A 15,953-nucleotide genomic window follows, 5' to 3' on the forward strand; every position below is an offset into this window, starting at 1 on the left:
GCTGTGAACGGTTTGCCTGGTTTCCTCCGCCGCCTCGAAGGCCCGCAGACTGTGGGTCGTGGTCCGGCGTTCTGGATTACGTTCGCCATCGTGTTCGCGATTGCCTGCGCCTATCCGTTGTTCAGCGACGGCTATACGGTCGGCAATACCGTATATTTCTTCGTCTGGGTGTTCATCGCGCTCAGCCTGTGTGTGATCTGGGGCTATGGCGGTTCGCTCTCGTTCGGGCAGACCGCTTTTTTTGGCATTGCCGGTTATAGCTACGGCATCCTCACGCTCAATTTCGGTTCGGCTTATGGGTTCACCTTGGTCGCGCTGGTGCTGGCGGTCGTGATCGCCGCGCTGTTTGCGTTGCTGCTCGGCTATTTCATGTTCTTCGGCCGTATCGCCGGCGTCTTCCTCGGTATTGTCACGCTGGCGGTGACGCTGATGCTGGAGCGCTTTATGGCCCAGACCGCGGGCCCTGAGTGGCGCATCGGCGCGGCGCGCCTCAACGGCTTTAATGGCATGAGCGCGATGCCGCCGCTGACGGTCCCATGGTCCGGTGGCGACATCGTGTTGTTGGCCGATATCGGACTCTATTACGCCGTGCTGGGATTGCTGCTGCTGGTCTATCTCGGCCTGCGCATCCTGATGAACTCTTCGTTTGGCAATGTCATTGTTGCTATCCGCGAGAATCCGGAGCGCGCGGAGATGCTGGGCTACGACGTGCGCAAATATCAGCTCATCACCTTCGTGATCGGAGCGGCGCTCGCGGGCATTTCCGGCGTGCTTTACACGGCGTGGGGACAGTACATCACGCCGTCGAGCATGGGCATGACCGCGGCCGCGCTGCCGTTGATCTGGGTCGCTGTCGGCGGCCGCAGCGATCTCACGTCGACCGTGATCGGCACGCTGGTGGTGCTCGCGGCCTTCCAGGCCCTGACCATTTACGGCAGCCAATACGCGCTGGTGTTCATGGGGGTGCTGCTGGTGCTGACCGTGCTGATCGCGCCGAACGGGCTCGTGCTCGGTGCCATGAATCTGATTTCCCGGCTCGTTGCGCGCCGCAGCAAGGGAGACGTCTGATGGCGCTTCTCGAGCTTCGCGGACTCAATAAACATTTCGGCGGCTTGCATGTCACCAATTCGGTCGATCTCGTGCTTGAGGCCGGTGAAATCCATTGCCTGATCGGTCCGAACGGAGCGGGGAAGAGTACGCTGTTCAGGTTGATCCTAGGCGAACACCATCCCGGCAGCGGCGATATTCTGTTCGCCGGCGAGAACATCACTGCGCTGAAACCGTTCGCGCGCATTCACCGCGGGCTGTCGGTCAAATTCCAGGTGCCTGGCGTATTCAAGGGATTGTCTGTCCGACAGAACCTCGAAATCGCCCTGCAGCGGACGCATCGCAGCGTTGAGCTCGCGCGCGAGATCGATCGGTTGCTGACGTTCCTCAACCTTGAAGCCGAGCAGATGCAGACCGCCGGGAATCTGAGCCACGGCCAGAAGCAGTGGCTCGAAATCGGCATGGCGATCAGCCTGAAGCCGCAACTGTTGCTGCTCGACGAGCCGACTGCGGGCATGTCGCCGGAAGAAACGCATCAGACTGGCGAGATGGTGCAGCGATTGAATGCGGACGGCATGACGGTGTTGGCGATCGAGCACGACATGGCCTTCGTGCGCCAGGTCGCGCAGCGCGTCACGGTGCTGCATCTTGGACAGGTCTTCGCGCAAGGCTCGATCGATGAGATCGTCGCCGACGAACGCGTCGCCGCTATCTATCTGGGGCAGGCCCATGCGTAAGGAAGTCATTCTCTCGACGCAGGCCTTGCGCGCCGGTTACGGCGGCAAGCCGGTGTTGCAGGGCCTCGAAATCGAGGTACGGGAGAGCGAGATCGTCGCTGTGATTGGCCGCAACGGCGTCGGCAAATCGACGCTGATGAAAAGCCTGATTGGCCTCGTGCCGGCGATGAGCGGTTCGATTGTCTATCGCGGCGAGGCCGTCGAACTGTTGCCGCCGCACAAACGGGCGCGGCTTGGCATGGGTTATGTGCCACAGGGGCGCGACGTGTTTCCGCGCCTGACGGTGGCCGAAAACATCGCTGTCGGCGCTGCGATCAAGGGCGATATCCCCGAGGAGGGACGGCGGCGGATCGTGGAAGCCTTTCCGATCCTCGCGGAGCGCTGGAGCCAGCGTGCCGGCACCATGTCCGGCGGCCAGCAGCAGCAACTCGCCATCGGGCGTGTGCTGATTGCCGATCCCCACCTCATTTTGCTCGATGAGCCATCCGAAGGCATTCAGCCGAATATCGTTCAGGACATTGCCCGCAACATGGTCGAACTCAACCGCAGCACCGGCGTCACTATCATCCTGGTCGAGCAGAATCTCGACATGATCCGCGCCATGGCGCAGCGCTGCTACGTGATGGACAAGGGGCGCATCGTCGCAAGCCTCGATCGGGCCGCGCTCGACGATCAGGCAGAAATGCGCCGTCATCTCGCGGTCTGAAACCAACCCACGCCCATAACAACACAGAGACGAAGGAGAGAATCGATGGCCTGGCAGGAAAATTCGATCATGGCGAGCAAGGGCGTCGCCAAGGGAAAACCCGGCACCCATCACATGATCACCGAACAGGATCAGGGCAAGTACCACTATGTCTATGGCCCTTACGTAGGGCCTGTGCTGACGGTCGATCCCGGCGCTGTGGTCTCCGCCGAAACCCATGATGCGTTCGAGGGCGCCATCAAGCACGAGACCGACATCCCCTCGAAGATTCTCAACTTTCCCTTTCTCAACCCGCAGAACGGGCCGATCTGGATCAACGGAGCCGAGAAGGGCGATACGCTCGCGGTCTATATCGAGAGCATCGTGCCGCGTGGGCCGCAACCGCGCGGCACCACTGTCGTCATGCCGGAATTCGGCGGGCTGGTCGGCACCGGCCAGACCGCGCTGCTCAATCCGGCTTTGCCCGAGCGCGTCAAGAAGCTCGAGATCACTCTCGAGAACGGCACCAAATGGAACGACAAGATCACGCTGCCCTATGAGCCGTTCATCGGCACCATCGGCACTTCGCCGGAGATCGAGGCGATTTCGTCGCTGGTGCCGGACTATTACGGCGGCAACATGGACCTGCCCGACGTCGGTGTCGGTGCGGTGATCTATCTGCCGGTCAATACCAAGGGCGCGTTGCTCTATCTCGGCGACTGCCACGCGGCGCAGGGCGACGGCGAACTCTGCGGCGTCGCGATCGAGCATCCGACCGTGACCACGGTCCAGATCGATCTGATCAAGGGCTGGAGCATCGCCTGGCCGCGGCTGGAGACCAAGGACTTCATTATGACGATCGGCTCGGCGCGGCCGATGGAAGATGCTGCGCGCATCGCCTATCGCGAGCTTTGCCGTTGGATGACGGCCGATTACGGCTTTGAGGAGATCGATGCCTACATGCTGCTGACCCAGACCGGGCGCGTTCGGCTCGGCAACATGGTGGATCCGAAATATACGCTCGGCGCTTCGATCAAGAAATCGTTTTTGGTCTAAAAGGGTAAGCCGATCATGTCGCGCGTGCACAAGGTTGCCACGGTTCAGTTCGAACCGACCATGTTCGAGAAGGAGCGCAATATCGCGCGGCTGCTCGAACTCTGCGAAGCGGCGGCGACAGCGGGCGCCCGGCTCATCGTTACGCCGGAGATGGGCACCACGGGCTATTGCTGGTTCGACCGGGCTGAGGTCGCGCCTTTCGTCGAGACGATCCCGGGGCCGACCACGGATCGCTTCGCAGCGCTCGCGCGGAAACATGACTGCTACATTGTTGTCGGCATGCCGGAGGTCGATAGCGACAGCATCTATTTCAACTCTGCGGTGCTGATCGGACCCGAAGGTGTGATTGGCCAGCATCGCAAGACGCATCCCTATATTGCGGAGCCGAAATGGTCGGCGGCAGGCGATCTCGGCCATCAGGTCTTAGACACGCCGATCGGGCGCATCGCGCTGCTGATCTGCATGGACATCCACTTTGTGGAGACCGCGCGTCTCGTCGCCTTGCAGGGCGCCGACGTGATCTGCCATATCTCGAACTGGCTCGCTGAGCGCACACCGGCTCCGTATTGGATCAGCCGGGCGTTCGAGAACGGTTGCTATCTGATCGAAAGCAATCGGTGGGGACTTGAACGCACCGTCCAGTTCAGCGGCGGCAGTTGCGTGATCGCGCCGGACGGAACAATTGCGGCCCTGATCGATGGCGGGGACGGCTTCGCACTAGCTGACATGGATCTGGACGCGTCCCGCGCGCGGCGTGTTGGCGGTGAAGCCGTGTTCTCTCAGCGCCGCCCCGAACTCTATGCGGGGCTGCTGTCCGATACGTTCAGCTGGAATCCCCGCGATTTTTTCAAATTGTACGGCCACAAGCCCTGGCCGACGGGGCGGACGTCGCGGGTTTCGGTCGCGCAGATGAGTCCCAGTGACGACGTCGAAGCAAATCTCGCGCGCATCACCTCGCTTGCGCGGCAGGCGGAGCTTGAGGGCAAGGCCGACCTCGTCGTGTTTCCGGAGCTCGCGCTGAGCGGCCTCAAAAATCCCGGCGCGCGAGCGCAGACTGTTCCGGGGCCGGTGACCGATCAGCTCTGCCGTTTGGCCGTCCAGCTCAAGGTGTATCTTGTCGTCGGCATCGCCGAGCGTAACGGGGATGCGATCTACAACAGCGCGTGCCTGATCGGGCCTGAAGGCCTTGTCGCGGTTTACCGCAAGACCCACTTGACGGAATCCGAGCGTGCCTGGGCGCGTCACGGCGATGACTGGGTGGTGGCCGACACGTCGGTCGGGCGCATCGGCCTTCTGATCGGTCACGATGCATCGTTTCCTGAAGCCGGCCGCATCCTTGCGCTGAAGGGGTGTGATCTCATCGTCTGCGCGGCAGCGATTAAGGAACGTTTCAGCACCCCGCATGTGGGATCGCTTGTGTCGCAGAACTATCCGATCCCGACCGGCGCCGATCTCTATCACTGGCATCACTTCCGGGTTCGCGCCGGCGAGAACAACGTGTTCTTTGCGTTCTCGAATGTGTTCGATCCCGGCAACGGATATCCAGGCCTCAGCGGCGTGTTCGGCCCCGACACCTTCGAGTTTCCGCGTCGGGAAGCCATCGCGGCGGATACCGAAGGGACGGCGACGGCGGTGGTGGACACCACGAATCTCGACACCGTCTATCCGACCAACGTTGTGCGCCGGAAAGATCTGGTTGCTATGCGGATGCCGCACAGCTACCGCGGGTTGATCACGAAGGCTGCGGGGTGGCACGCGCGAGAGCGCCGATGACAATCATGCAAGCCGAGCAGTCAGGCATCTCAACCGAGGAGTGAACCATGGATCTGGGATTGAAGGGCACGAACGCTCTCGTGACGGGCGGAAGCAAGGGAATCGGTCGTGCGATTGCGGATATGTTCGCTAGCGAGGGCGCCAACGTCGCCATTTGCGCGCGACAACAAGAGCAGATCGACAGCGTCGTTGCGGCCTTGCAGGCGAAGAGCGTCAAGGCCTGGGGCAAGTCGACCGATGTCGCCGATCCCGTCGCCCTCAAGCAATGGGTTGACGGCGCGGCCGCCGAGCTCGGCGGCGTCGATATCCTCGTATGCAATGTCAGCGCACTGGCGGTCGGCGATACCGCGGAAACCTGGGAAAAGTCATTCCGCATCGACATGATGCACACGGTCAATGCGGTGGCGGCCGCGCTTCCCTATCTGGAAAAATCGAAGACGCCCTCGATTGTCATCGTCTCCAGCGTCTCCGGGTTCGAGGTCGATTTCGCCGCCGGCTCTTACGGCGCCTTCAAGGCTGCACTGATCCACTATGCCAAGGGATTGAGCAATCAGCTCGCCGGCAAAGGCGTCCGCGTCAACGCGGTGTCGCCCGGCAACACCTATTTCGAGGGCGGCATATGGCAGGGCATCGAACACGGCTCGCCCGAACTTTACAAGACGGCCATGAGCTTGAATCCGACCGGTCGAATGGGAACCGCGGAGGAAGTGGCCGCCGGAGTCGTGTTCGTGGCTAGCCCGATCGCGAGCCGCATCTCGGGTACCAACCTCATCATCGACGGTGCTCTGACGAGGGCTGTGTAGCTCTGAACCCGCTTCGAAACGAGCCGCGATCAGTTCGAGGAGCGGGATAGTTCGACGATCATTGCTGAACTAAGAAACATGAGAATTCATCCACGCCGATGACTGTATAGGAAACTGCATTTTCCTATACAGTCATCGGCGATCAGCTAACTCGGTGTGATCTCGCCATTCTGCAATGAGTGACATTAACCCGGCGCCAACGCCAAACTGCAACCGTGGAAACGAAATGGGCTGGAAGGTGGGGCTCAGTCGGTTGGTGCCCCCATGTGCCTCTAATTGGCGGCAATGGGGCTGGTGATACGACAGCTACGAGCTATCGTGAAGCAGTGGGCTTTTCGGCTCAGCTTGGGCGATTGGCAGCTTCTGGCGCAAATGTATGGACCGGCTGCTGATCGCAAGTGAAAGTTTGCGTGGATAGCGGAAGTCGCTGATATGTATCCGGCCTGTTGATCGGCTCGCGGGCCGTGACCTTGATGGGGATACGCACGCACCTTTGGCCTCATTAGCGGACAGGTTTTCGAATAACCATTTGCGCCACCAGGCTCTGGGCACGTCGATCGATCCGTTCCATGCAGCTTCTCAATCGCGAACTGATTTGGAGGTCGATAGCCTAGATGGTTTCGGCCTCAAGTCTGTGGGTGTCGAAGGCCTTTCCGTTATAGAGCACGCTCCAGGCAATGCGGGCAAGCTTATTGGCCAGAGCGGCGGCGAGCTTGTTGCGATGCATCCTCGGCGCGGCATTGGTCAGCCACTCTCCGAAGCTGAACTTCCGCCAGTTCTGTGGTCGCATCAAAAGGACCTTGGCAGCCTGGATGAAGAGGGTTCGCAGGTATCGGCTGCCGCGCTTGGAGATGCCGCCCAGGATCGAGCGCCCTCCGGTGCTGTACTGTCGCGGCACCAGCCCAAGCCAGGCGCCAAAATCCCGGCCCCGGTTGAAAGCCTCGCCCGTGCCGATCGCTGCGACAACGGCCGTCGAGATCAATGGCCCGACGCCAGGCACACTCATGAGGCGAGTGCAGTTCTCCTCGTGCTCGCTGATCTCCTCGATCTCTCGCGTGGTCGTCTCTATGCGCTCGTCGAGCCGGAGCCAGTCCTCATGGAGCCCGATGATCAGATCGCTCATGCGTAGCGACATCTCGTCTTTGGGACGCTGCATCGATCTCTCTTGAGCGGCAGCCAAGGCAACCGGCACGGAAGGGACCGCGCGCGTCACCGTCCGGTAGCAGGCGGGTCGAGAGGGAGGCACTACGTAGCACTTGCTGAATTAAATCGTTACTTGACGCCGAAATATGGTTAATATCTATTTAAATGTGATTTAATTGGCTTTAGTAGAGGAGTGAGCATATGTTGAATCCGGTCGAACAGGAAACGGCTGCCATCGAGGATCGACGGAGATTTTTGGCTGCTTGCGGTAAGTTCGCTGTAGTCACGCCTCCGGCAATTTCGTTGTTGTTGTCGACATCCCTGACTTCCACTGCCGTTGCGAAATCGGGAGGTAATGGCAACAATGGTTGGGGAAACGGCGGTGGTGATGGAAGCCCCAATGGTAAGGACGACAAGGGCCGATAGCAGTGTGCGCGTTAGCGGTTCACATTTCGCCGGTCGCGATGCCGACTTCCGATCGGCGTGACGTATGCCGCACGTCTGGATTCAAGCTGGGCGATCTGTTGCCGCAGTTCTATTACGGCCTTCAGTTCGCATCCAAGCCTTCTCGTGGCCTAAAGGGCAGCGGCCAGCCGAGCAACGCGATATTCCTCGATCCTCCCAGATCATTCCTCATCCTACGACTCGAAGTCTCCCCTAGCCCTTACGCAACCCGCTCCTGTGCGGCCACGACGTCCTCCCGGTCCAGTATCTCAAGCGTGCGCTGCAGGACCGCCTGCGGATCGCAAGGCCCAGGCTCGACGTAATCGTGGAGCACCGCCTGAGCGTCTTCCATCGCTTTTTCGACGATGTCTATGTCGCGCATCACTGATCCCTCACCAGCTTGGTGCGATTGCGCCACTTCGGATCTTTGTCGACGGAGTGGTAGACCGGCGTCCCTTTGGGCCACAGTGCCTGCATCGTACCCAGCCGCGCGAACTCGATCGGCCCGCCGTGGTCGGCAGCCTGGATCAGGACATGTGTGGCGTTCTGCCACTCCCTTTGTGGCCTGCGTCTCTTTTGGCAATCAGGTGATGTAGGCACCGGCGTCTTGCAGGGTAATCACCTTTCCACCGTCGGGAAGGTAATGGACCCGGGGAAACGTGCAGACCATGCCATCATGCCAGCCTCAGAGTGAGTTGCCGTTTCCGACCAGCGTGACGCACTACGAAGTCTTCAATGGAGGAGCTGAGGTGTTCATGGCGATGATCGGCAAGGCGGCGGATTTCCCGTGCCACGTCTTCGGACACGTCGTCCGCCCAATGCTCGAAGGTGTTGAAGGCAACGATCCGTTGCGGATCATTGTACTGGCCGGACATCAGGTCTTTGATGGCGGTCTCTAGGTCGGTTTCCCCGGCGTCGGCTTCGCGCCAAGCATCCCGATCGTTCTAAGCAGTCCAGAACGAGGTAAACGTTCTGGTCGTCGATATTCGGCACGATAGATGGTGTCCAACGGGACTGACGCATACTGGAACTCCGACGCAACTGAACGGCGGATTCGAGCAGGTACGTGGGGATTGGTTACAGCGCCGAAAGGTGCTTTAATTGTATTCTCTGTAAGCCATTTAAATGGAGAGATTTAAATTGTCAGCGTACACGGCTACAGCAACGCTTTCCGATTTCAACTCAAAGGCCGACCGGTCCGATTGGTCTCTGAAGACCACATGCCCGGCATGCGCAGCGCTCCATATTGCGGGCTTCGCGACAATCAGGTCTTTCAGGTACTACCGATGCGGCGAATGCGGCTTCGTATTCGCAAATCCAGCGCCATCGGAGCGGGCCGCGTCCGAATTTTACAATAGCGCCTTCTACAATAATTATCGAACCGCCGAAGAAGAGATCATTGAGCGGCAACCGTATTTCAGTATCAGCGCGTACACCGACCCTCGCAGGCTGGCCGGTTGGCTGACACACGACAAGGCGGCACATATTCTGGACTTCGGCTGCGGCCCGGCGAGCTTCATCGCATTGCTGCGGGACGAGTTCGGCTTTTCGAACGTCGAGGGGTTGGAGCTGAACACCCGCGCCGCGGACATCGCGCGCCGATGCTACGGCATCGTCCTAACGCCGACCGTCGACCAGCTGAAGCAAAAGTCCTATGACGTCGTCATCCTGTTCGAGGTCATTGAGCATCTGACCGATCCAGAAAGCGTCGTTAAACTGTGCCGGGACTTGCTGGCGCCAGGCGGGCATTTGTTCATCACCACACCCTCGGTGCGTAACATCCCCGGGCGGTTCATGCCGTCGCACTGTGGCCACTACACTGGCCCAAGCCATGTCAGCCTGTTCACCGAAACAGCGATGGAACGCCTGCTTGATAGGGTCGGTTTCGAAATTGAGCGCTTGGAGACAGATCCGTCTGGAGTGCTCGGTCGGGCCTACGCAAGCCCACTATACGATCTGGATTTCAGCAGTCCGCAATCTTCGACAGACGTTGACGATGGAATCTATGTGCCGAACCGGATCGGGCGTGCCCTCGGGCTGAAACCGACGAGAAAGGTCAGGTCACTGCCGTTCCGCGTTGCGCAGAAGGTTGAGAACGTGATCAATCGGTTCGTCAAAGATCGCTATAGTGACCATCTCTACCTTCTGGCGAAGCGACGGGCTTAGATATTATTCAGGGCGCCCCAGCCACTTCTTGCGTTCACTTCCGCGCGCCTCGGCTCTGCGGGCAGCCGCAATCGCCTCGGCGGTTAGCCCCGCCTTGACGCCAGCCCAGACCACCTTGAAGCGTCGCTTGCATTCTTCGATGTCGCTGCAAATTCCGCGATGCGCGGCCGGCTGCGCCTGACCGGGCAGGTCGACGCCCCAGAACCAGTTCGGTTGCCGATGGGCGTGCTAGGCTGCTGGAGGATGCGACCGACGGTGATATCGCGCCAGATCACCACGTAGTCATTGGGGCCGGCGACATCGCCGTTGAGACGGGTGGGACGCATGCGAAGCTCGTCATCGTAACTCATACCTTGGCCGCCGTGATGTGGCCTATGTGCGCCAAGAGGGCTGTGTGGTCGCGGGGAGCGAAGGTCACGCCACACGGGCAGCGGATGGCTCCCTGGGCAATTTGTGACTTATAACCCGCGTCGAAGAGCGCGTATTTGCATTCGGTCCATTCCTGCTGGCGGCGCATCTCGGCGAGCACTTCTTCGGATGCACGCCATGCCGCTTTGAAAGCCGCCATGGCGTTCTCTCTCGGGTATCAGATCGCCCATTCGAGCCAGGGCGCGACCACGACCAGATGATCTTATTGTTTTCGGCTGCCGTTGTTTCCGATATCCCGCCAACAGCCAGTTCGTAGCCGTCATCCATTTTCAGTATGACTCTGAACTCGTTCGGGTAAGCGGCGACGACGGCGCAATTGCGGAGCAGGAAGTCTGGCATCCGCCATTTACTCTATGGCGGGGAGGGCGTCACGGACTAACAAACCGCTAGGTATTAAGGTTACATTTTCAGCATCCAGAACAAGATGAGCGGTCTTCCTCGATCGCGGGTTGCATGGCACCGCTGATGAATTGAAGGACGTGTTAGATCGACCTCCAACTCGCGATAACGGCGAGATTGAGGTGCGGGATGCGTGACAGCATTAAGATAGCTATCGCCGCCATGGAAGCGTTCGAAAAGACGTCTGCAGAAATGCGAGACCTGATTGAGATTCGAGAACGCTTAAAGTTATTGGAAGAGGAATTGGACGCCGCTCGCGGTCGAGGGCCAGCGAAGAGGAAAAAGAGATTAGACCCTGAGCGGTGACATCAGGAAGGCCTTTTAGCCGATGCCGGGCAGGCGTCATCCTTGCGTGCTTTGCCCAGAGTTCAGGGAACAAGAGCCCGTCGCGTTACTTGACCATCATCACTGCTCGGATTTTGGCTTTAGTCAGTGATGAGAGCACAGCTCCCGCCCGACATGGGAGCTCATTATGTGTGCCAAATGCATCGGCCTGGAAGTTCAGGTCACTCGATATCTTGGCCTTGCCAGGGGCGTAGACGCTTTAACGAGAGGGCGCATTTACGATTTGGTTTTGCATCTTCAAAAGCAAAAAGCAGCAATCGTGCATGCCGAGAACACGGTCCAGCCGAAGACTCGTATGTGCCCACGTCGGCAGTAATCAACTCAGGGTTAAGCCCTATCTTGCTCGCACCGAGGTTAACGTTCCGCCGCGCGACACTAGCTTGAGTAGGATCATATCCGGACATGCAACCTTTGGGCGCATAGACACTTGTTTAAAGCCGACCCTGGAGCGGCGATCAATGAACGCCTCACATAAAATCGATATAGAGCGAAAGATTTGGCTCACTGGGGTTGCCACGGAGCTACGACAGTTTTCGACAAGCAGGCATGGAAACATCGAGGGATGGAAAATATCTCATCTGTTTCGTGACGCCCAAACGATTGCACAGGCAGATGAAGCCGAACTGAGTTTGGCGATTTGGCGAGCGAAGGCGATTCGCAACATGAGGGCAGTCAACAAGGGAAGTTACATAGCCTGAGACTATGAAAAGGCATGCGGGACAACCCGGCCGTCGGTCAGTTCCCGATGAGCCAAGATATACGAGACGGATTTAACTACCAGTAAGGCGTTTGGCTTTAAAGTCGAACTATGAAAATCATCAAAGCGTTCATCGCAGACGAATCCGGCGCCACCGCCATCGAGTACGGCCTTATTGCTGCTGGCATAGCGCTAGCGATAATCGCGGTCGTCAATGGCATGGGCACAAAGCTGAACGGCAAGTTCACGTCGATCAATGCATCGCTCAAATAAGTATTTGATAACCACGGTCTAGGGACCGGCAGACGCATCGTAGAGCCGTGCGGTATCATTTTGACCTGAGCCCCAAGCTTCATCCAGCGACGGGAAGAATCCATCGATCATTTGAAGTGCCCCCCGAAACTAGGCCAGCCAGCGCTGGAATTTTCCGGGGTTAGGCTCAAGCCGGCGGGGGCGCCGATGAGCCATTCAACAGCGATATCGACGTCTTGTTACCGATTGCGCTATGTGGCCGGACTTCGTTGTAATCTCTACGCCAATCCTCCATTTTCTGCCGTGCGTCGTCAAGACTCAGGAACCAGTGCGTGTTCAGGCATTCGCTTCTGAACTTGCCGTTGAAGGATTCGATGAAGCTATTATCCGTTGGCTTGCCTGGCCGCGAGAAGTCCAGCACGACGCCCTTTTGGTAAGCCCAGATATCGAGATCGCGGGAGATAAACTCCGATCCCTGATCGACACGGATGGTCTTGGGATAGCCGATGGTCCTGCAGATGCGCTCCAATGTGATCACGACATCCTCGCCTCGATAGCTGAAGCGCGGATCGACGGCCGGCGAGAAGCGACTGAAGGTATCGACGATCGTCAGCACGCGGATCTTGCGGCCGGTGGCAAGCTGGTCGTGAACGAAATCCATTGCCCAGGTCTCGTTGACCTGGACCGCATCGGTTCGATCCTCGCGCAGCTTGGCCTTCACGCGACGCTTCGGCGTTTTGTTGCGCAATTGCAGGCTTAACTCCCTATAAAGACGATAGACGCGTTTGACGTTGACGTCCCAGCCGTCACGCTGCAACAGGACATGAACCCGGCGATATCCGTATCTCACCCTTGTCTCGCAGATGTCCCTGATCCGACTTTTGAGGGCGGCCTGGTCGCCACGCTTGGACTTGTAGACGTAAAGTGCGCGATCGATGCGAAGAGCCGAACAAGCCCGCCTGATCGAGACCTTCCAGTCGCCCCGCACCCTGTCGACAAGCTCGCGCTTGCGGCCAGGCCTCAGAGCTTTTTTGACAGAACATCCTGAAGCATGGCCCTGTCCAACGACAGGTCGGCGACGATCCGCTTCAGCTTGCTGTTCTCGTCCTCGAGCTGGCGCAGCCGCTTCATCTCTGAAGGCATCAGGCCCGCATGCTGCGATAGCGTACCGAGGTTCGATCCGCTCCGATCACCGCACACGCCCGCCGCTGGCTGACCTCAAAACTTGAACAAAGGTAAGCCACAGCTTGTCGCTTCGCGACGGGCGTCACCATTTTTTTGAATTGAGATCCTTCAACATGGCGTTGTCGAGCATCATTTCGGCCAGCAGCTTCTTTAGCTTGGCATTCTCATCGGTCAGAACCTTCAGGCGGCGGGCCTCGGACACATCGAGCCCGCCATACTTCGCCTTCCATTTGTAGAACGTCGCGCTGCTGATCCCGTGCTTGCGACAAACGTCCCCGGTCGTCGAGCCTGCCTCGTGCTCCCGCAGGATCGCGATGATCCGCTCTTCCGTGAACCTCGACTGCTTCATCTCCGTCTCCCTTCAGGTGACGGGTTCTACCCATTTTTGCCGGAAGTTCAGGGGCTCAGGTCACAGGCTCAATGAGGGTGTTTCAGATTCGCCGAGTACGCGTCGATAACATGGTCCGCGGAACCGAGACTTTGATTTTCTGTCTGCGCCGCGAGATGTCCGGGAAATCCGCGATTGGCTGCCACCTTTGATCAGAGGGGAGCCTTTGCTGCATTCAGAGCGGACGCAGCGGGCACTCTCGGCCGCCGAACCTCTTCAGTCATGATACCTCCGCGAGTCGGCCATTAGCTGTCATCTTCGCTGGCAGGATCCTGTCGAAGATCGGGAGCACTATATGAAATCGATACTTGCGCTCGCATGCATCGCTTTGCTTAACGTTCCTCTTTCCGGTTGTGGCAGCGAGCCACCAAAGGACGGCAAAGACGGTCGCGACGGCGCCCCTGGCAAGGAGGGGAAAGATGGAGCGCCCGGCAAGGACGGGACGATCTTCAGGATTGTTGAGAAAATTGGATCCGCTAACTGCGAAGCCGACGAGACCGTGGCCAGCGCGCTTTGCGTTCCGATCGGGAGCAAAGGGCCGTCTACTGTGCCTATCTTCCAGCCTCCGGCCATAGGAAGCGGCGCGATCGTTATCAACTGTCCAAGAATGACCACAAGGCTCGTCTGCACGAAATAGCGCCGGCTTGATCTGCGTTTTACCGGCAGGAACTAAGCCGGCAGAGGCTCGTTTTAACGTCCCATCGACCAAGGCGGCAGCTTGACCAATACGACTGAGTGACAGAGCGCACAAACGGGCGATGAGCGAAGCCTCATAAAGGCCCAATACTGCCGATCGATCCTGAAAGTTGCTGCGATCAGCACGGAACACGAAGCCCTCATACTGCTGGAAGGTCTGGCCACCGAGCAACCGACTTCCCACACGTCTGTTCCCATGGCTCAGGCAGAGAAGGCCGCTTTGGCCACCATCCGAGAACTTGGCAAATATAAGCATGGAAGAGCCGCGTCCCAGAGCTCCACCGAGTGGCTGCGGGCGATGCGGGCCATCGAACTTTGGTTGAAAGTTCAGGACGGATAGACATCGTGCGCGCGTCATGCGGGGAAATTCTAGGATGGTCAGCACCCATTTGCTGATCTCGCTTGCCCAGCGCCGGTTAACCTGGATGCGCGCTATTAAGGTTACAACGGGTTCCATCCTCTAGCGCATCTGTTCGCGCGTAGGCTGATCGATACTCGCATGAAGCGAGGGTGGATTGGCGGATGAACATGCAGGAAAAGCAGTTCTTGAGCGCGCTAGAAGCAGTGGAAACTCTTGCTGCAAAATTGCGCGAACTGATCGCTCTGCGCAGACGTGTAGTGCTCTTAATGGCACAGGCACCGATTGCGCGAAAGCGGATACGTCACCGCGCGCATAAGCGGGCTGGATCGAGGCGGCGCCGCTGACATTTAGCGGGCCGCCTGCAATCCACTTCCGACGCGAAAGCGCCTGCCTCAGGAAATCCACGTATCGCCATCCTTGTTCGTGATGCCGTCCCAGTGCTTGTCGAGCATGTAGCTGCGCCAAGCTCCGTCGTCTTTCCTTGAGACGTGATCAACCACCTCCTTCATTTGAGAGGTGGTTTTGCTCTGCGCGAGGATCGTCCCGACCTTGCGGAGGCCAGCGCGAAGCGACTGCCCAATTGGATCTCGGACCCAATCGTCACCTCGCTCTAGACCGTCGATCAGATCGTCCATTGTCATGGTGACGGGCTTGTCCCCGATTGCAGACAGCGGATCCTCTGCGCGCTGTAGTTCGTTCGCCATGATGGCATCCAAGATTCGGCCAAGCGCTTCGCCTAGCTCCTTCGTGTGCTCGTCCATCTTCTGCTCCACTTTAATTGTTGTCGGAACTGAGAATGCGCTGCAGACGGTCGATGACGTCCTGCAGGAAATGCTTCGAAGTGGTGACGTAGGTGTCATCCTCTTTGTCCCGCGCGCGATCCTGGCGAATGACGGCCTGCCCAAAATTGTTTTGATAGACCACAATCGCCGATTGAGCCGGGCAGACCAAGTCAGGATTGAGTCAGGCCTTCGGGTTCGCCAAACGGGGCTGCAATGGAGGGACGGCGCCATTGGTAGACAGATGAATTACCATCCCGCTCGCGAATGTCGACGGCTTGCTGAAACCAAGCGCGCTGAACGTTCAAATAGGTGTCTTAATGGCTGAGACGGTCCTCGCCGCAGGCCACACCATCAAAGCGTTGCCCGTAGGGGTTCCAGATCCGACACCTTCCGACACTCAGAAGCGATCGCGCATGTGCTCGAGCAGGAGATTCTGGGAAACTACGAACTCGGCTTCCGAGCCATGCTTCGGCTGAACTTTTCGCGGGATCGGCTTCGAGAAATCGCAGTTACAGCGCTGAACGCGGCGCGCGACGTTGCAGCGGCGGGGCAACTTACGGACCTG

Annotated in this window: 15 protein-coding genes and 2 pseudogenes; 10 read left to right on the plus strand and 7 right to left on the minus strand. The window is 58.8% G+C overall.

Features of this window, described 5'->3' with window-relative positions:
- Positions 1-3 precede the first annotated feature (3 nt).
- The 6 genes from AB8B20_RS31005 to AB8B20_RS31030 are packed head-to-tail and all read left to right on the plus strand — an operon-like array spanning position 4 to position 6,101.
- Complete coding sequence (locus AB8B20_RS31005) at positions 4-1,068, plus strand: branched-chain amino acid ABC transporter permease (protein ID WP_439070913.1); 1,065 nt, start codon at positions 4-6, stop codon at positions 1,066-1,068.
- Entirely contained in the window at positions 1,068-1,784 is a 717-nt protein-coding gene (locus tag AB8B20_RS31010; RefSeq protein ID WP_068729127.1) for an ABC transporter ATP-binding protein, read from the plus strand. The genes AB8B20_RS31005 and AB8B20_RS31010 overlap by 1 nt, the downstream gene beginning before the upstream one ends.
- Positions 1,777-2,490 (plus strand): ABC transporter ATP-binding protein, encoded by a 714-nt coding sequence (locus AB8B20_RS31015; protein WP_068729125.1) that lies wholly within the window; start codon positions 1,777-1,779, stop codon positions 2,488-2,490. Before AB8B20_RS31010 ends, AB8B20_RS31015 begins: the two co-directional genes overlap by 8 nt.
- A 45-nt stretch (positions 2,491-2,535) precedes the next feature.
- Entirely contained in the window at positions 2,536-3,525 is a 990-nt protein-coding gene (locus AB8B20_RS31020) for an acetamidase/formamidase family protein (protein ID WP_120292939.1), read from the plus strand.
- Positions 3,526-3,540: 15 nt separating this feature from the next.
- Complete coding sequence (locus AB8B20_RS31025; RefSeq protein ID WP_439070914.1) at positions 3,541-5,298, plus strand: nitrilase-related carbon-nitrogen hydrolase; 1,758 nt, start codon at positions 3,541-3,543, stop codon at positions 5,296-5,298.
- Positions 5,299-5,345: 47 nt separating this feature from the next.
- Positions 5,346-6,101 (plus strand): SDR family NAD(P)-dependent oxidoreductase, encoded by a 756-nt coding sequence (locus AB8B20_RS31030; RefSeq protein WP_089267939.1) that lies wholly within the window; start codon positions 5,346-5,348, stop codon positions 6,099-6,101.
- A 610-nt stretch (positions 6,102-6,711) separates the two neighbouring features.
- On the opposite strand, the pseudogene AB8B20_RS31035 reads toward AB8B20_RS31030, so the two are convergent.
- Positions 6,712-7,242: pseudogene (locus tag AB8B20_RS31035) on the minus strand (IS110 family transposase); the annotation flags it as partial.
- Between the two features lie 203 nt (positions 7,243-7,445).
- Here AB8B20_RS31035 and AB8B20_RS31040 point away from each other — a divergent pair.
- Positions 7,446-7,670, plus strand: a complete 225-nt coding sequence (locus tag AB8B20_RS31040; protein WP_439070915.1) for a hypothetical protein — start codon at positions 7,446-7,448, stop codon at positions 7,668-7,670.
- A gap of 238 nt (positions 7,671-7,908) precedes the next feature.
- Here the strand turns inward: AB8B20_RS31040 and AB8B20_RS31045 are convergent, their stop codons facing one another.
- A complete protein-coding gene (locus AB8B20_RS31045) occupies positions 7,909-8,070 on the minus strand; it encodes a hypothetical protein (protein WP_439070916.1) in 162 nt (53 codons plus the stop codon).
- 373 nt (positions 8,071-8,443) lie between these two features.
- Here AB8B20_RS31045 and AB8B20_RS31050 point away from each other — a divergent pair, with 373 nt between their 5' ends.
- Together AB8B20_RS31050 and AB8B20_RS31055 are read left to right on the plus strand one after the other, a co-directional pair.
- Positions 8,444-8,587 carry a hypothetical protein gene (locus AB8B20_RS31050; protein ID WP_439070917.1) on the plus strand — a complete coding sequence of 48 codons (144 nt, stop codon included), beginning with the start codon at positions 8,444-8,446 and terminating at the stop codon, positions 8,585-8,587.
- Between the two features lie 241 nt (positions 8,588-8,828).
- Positions 8,829-9,854 (plus strand): class I SAM-dependent methyltransferase, encoded by a 1,026-nt coding sequence (locus tag AB8B20_RS31055; RefSeq protein WP_439070918.1) that lies wholly within the window; start codon positions 8,829-8,831, stop codon positions 9,852-9,854.
- A gap of 346 nt (positions 9,855-10,200) precedes the next feature.
- Here the strand turns inward: AB8B20_RS31055 and AB8B20_RS31060 are convergent, their stop codons facing one another.
- The gene (locus AB8B20_RS31060) at positions 10,201-10,422 is read right to left on the minus strand and encodes a hypothetical protein (RefSeq protein ID WP_439070919.1); all 222 of its coding nucleotides are present in this window, start codon (positions 10,420-10,422) and stop codon (positions 10,201-10,203) included.
- A gap of 1,413 nt (positions 10,423-11,835) precedes the next feature.
- Here AB8B20_RS31060 and AB8B20_RS31065 point away from each other — a divergent pair.
- Entirely contained in the window at positions 11,836-11,997 is a 162-nt protein-coding gene (locus AB8B20_RS31065) for a Flp family type IVb pilin (protein ID WP_439070920.1), read from the plus strand.
- Positions 11,998-12,163: 166 nt separating this feature from the next.
- Here AB8B20_RS31065 and AB8B20_RS31070 read toward each other — a convergent pair.
- From AB8B20_RS31070 to AB8B20_RS31085, 4 genes and pseudogenes are all read right to left on the minus strand, one after another.
- Positions 12,164-13,194: pseudogene (locus AB8B20_RS31070) on the minus strand (IS3 family transposase); the annotation flags it as partial.
- Between the two features lie 49 nt (positions 13,195-13,243).
- The gene (locus AB8B20_RS31075; RefSeq protein ID WP_439073081.1) at positions 13,244-13,510 is read right to left on the minus strand and encodes a transposase; all 267 of its coding nucleotides are present in this window, start codon (positions 13,508-13,510) and stop codon (positions 13,244-13,246) included.
- Between the two features lie 259 nt (positions 13,511-13,769).
- The gene (locus tag AB8B20_RS31080; protein WP_439070921.1) at positions 13,770-14,702 is read right to left on the minus strand and encodes a hypothetical protein; all 933 of its coding nucleotides are present in this window, start codon (positions 14,700-14,702) and stop codon (positions 13,770-13,772) included.
- 296 nt (positions 14,703-14,998) lie between these two features.
- Complete coding sequence (locus AB8B20_RS31085) at positions 14,999-15,367, minus strand: hypothetical protein (protein ID WP_439070922.1); 369 nt, start codon at positions 15,365-15,367, stop codon at positions 14,999-15,001.
- Between the last annotated feature and the right edge of the window lie 586 nt (positions 15,368-15,953).

Source organism: Tardiphaga sp. 866_E4_N1_4 (assembly GCF_052076075.1).
Classification (GTDB): domain Bacteria; phylum Pseudomonadota; class Alphaproteobacteria; order Rhizobiales; family Xanthobacteraceae; genus Tardiphaga; species Tardiphaga robiniae.

Coding starts and splice junctions, on each gene's coding strand:
- AB8B20_RS31010 (WP_068729127.1), top strand. CDS start 1,068: ATGGCGCTTCTCGAGCTTCGCGGACTCAATAAACATTTCGGCGGCTTG.
- AB8B20_RS31060 (WP_439070919.1), bottom strand. CDS start 10,422: ATGGCGGCTTTCAAAGCGGCATGGCGTGCATCCGAAGAAGTGCTCGCC.
- AB8B20_RS31065 (WP_439070920.1), top strand. CDS start 11,836: ATGAAAATCATCAAAGCGTTCATCGCAGACGAATCCGGCGCCACCGCC.
- AB8B20_RS31015 (WP_068729125.1), top strand. CDS start 1,777: ATGCGTAAGGAAGTCATTCTCTCGACGCAGGCCTTGCGCGCCGGTTAC.
- AB8B20_RS31045 (WP_439070916.1), bottom strand. CDS start 8,070: ATGCGCGACATAGACATCGTCGAAAAAGCGATGGAAGACGCTCAGGCG.
- AB8B20_RS31085 (WP_439070922.1), bottom strand. CDS start 15,367: ATGGACGAGCACACGAAGGAGCTAGGCGAAGCGCTTGGCCGAATCTTG.
- AB8B20_RS31020 (WP_120292939.1), top strand. CDS start 2,536: ATGGCCTGGCAGGAAAATTCGATCATGGCGAGCAAGGGCGTCGCCAAG.
- AB8B20_RS31080 (WP_439070921.1), bottom strand. CDS start 14,702: ATGGAACCCGTTGTAACCTTAATAGCGCGCATCCAGGTTAACCGGCGC.
- AB8B20_RS31025 (WP_439070914.1), top strand. CDS start 3,541: ATGTCGCGCGTGCACAAGGTTGCCACGGTTCAGTTCGAACCGACCATG.
- AB8B20_RS31030 (WP_089267939.1), top strand. CDS start 5,346: ATGGATCTGGGATTGAAGGGCACGAACGCTCTCGTGACGGGCGGAAGC.
- AB8B20_RS31040 (WP_439070915.1), top strand. CDS start 7,446: ATGTTGAATCCGGTCGAACAGGAAACGGCTGCCATCGAGGATCGACGG.
- AB8B20_RS31075 (WP_439073081.1), bottom strand. CDS start 13,510: ATGAAGCAGTCGAGGTTCACGGAAGAGCGGATCATCGCGATCCTGCGG.
- AB8B20_RS31050 (WP_439070917.1), top strand. CDS start 8,444: ATGGCGATGATCGGCAAGGCGGCGGATTTCCCGTGCCACGTCTTCGGA.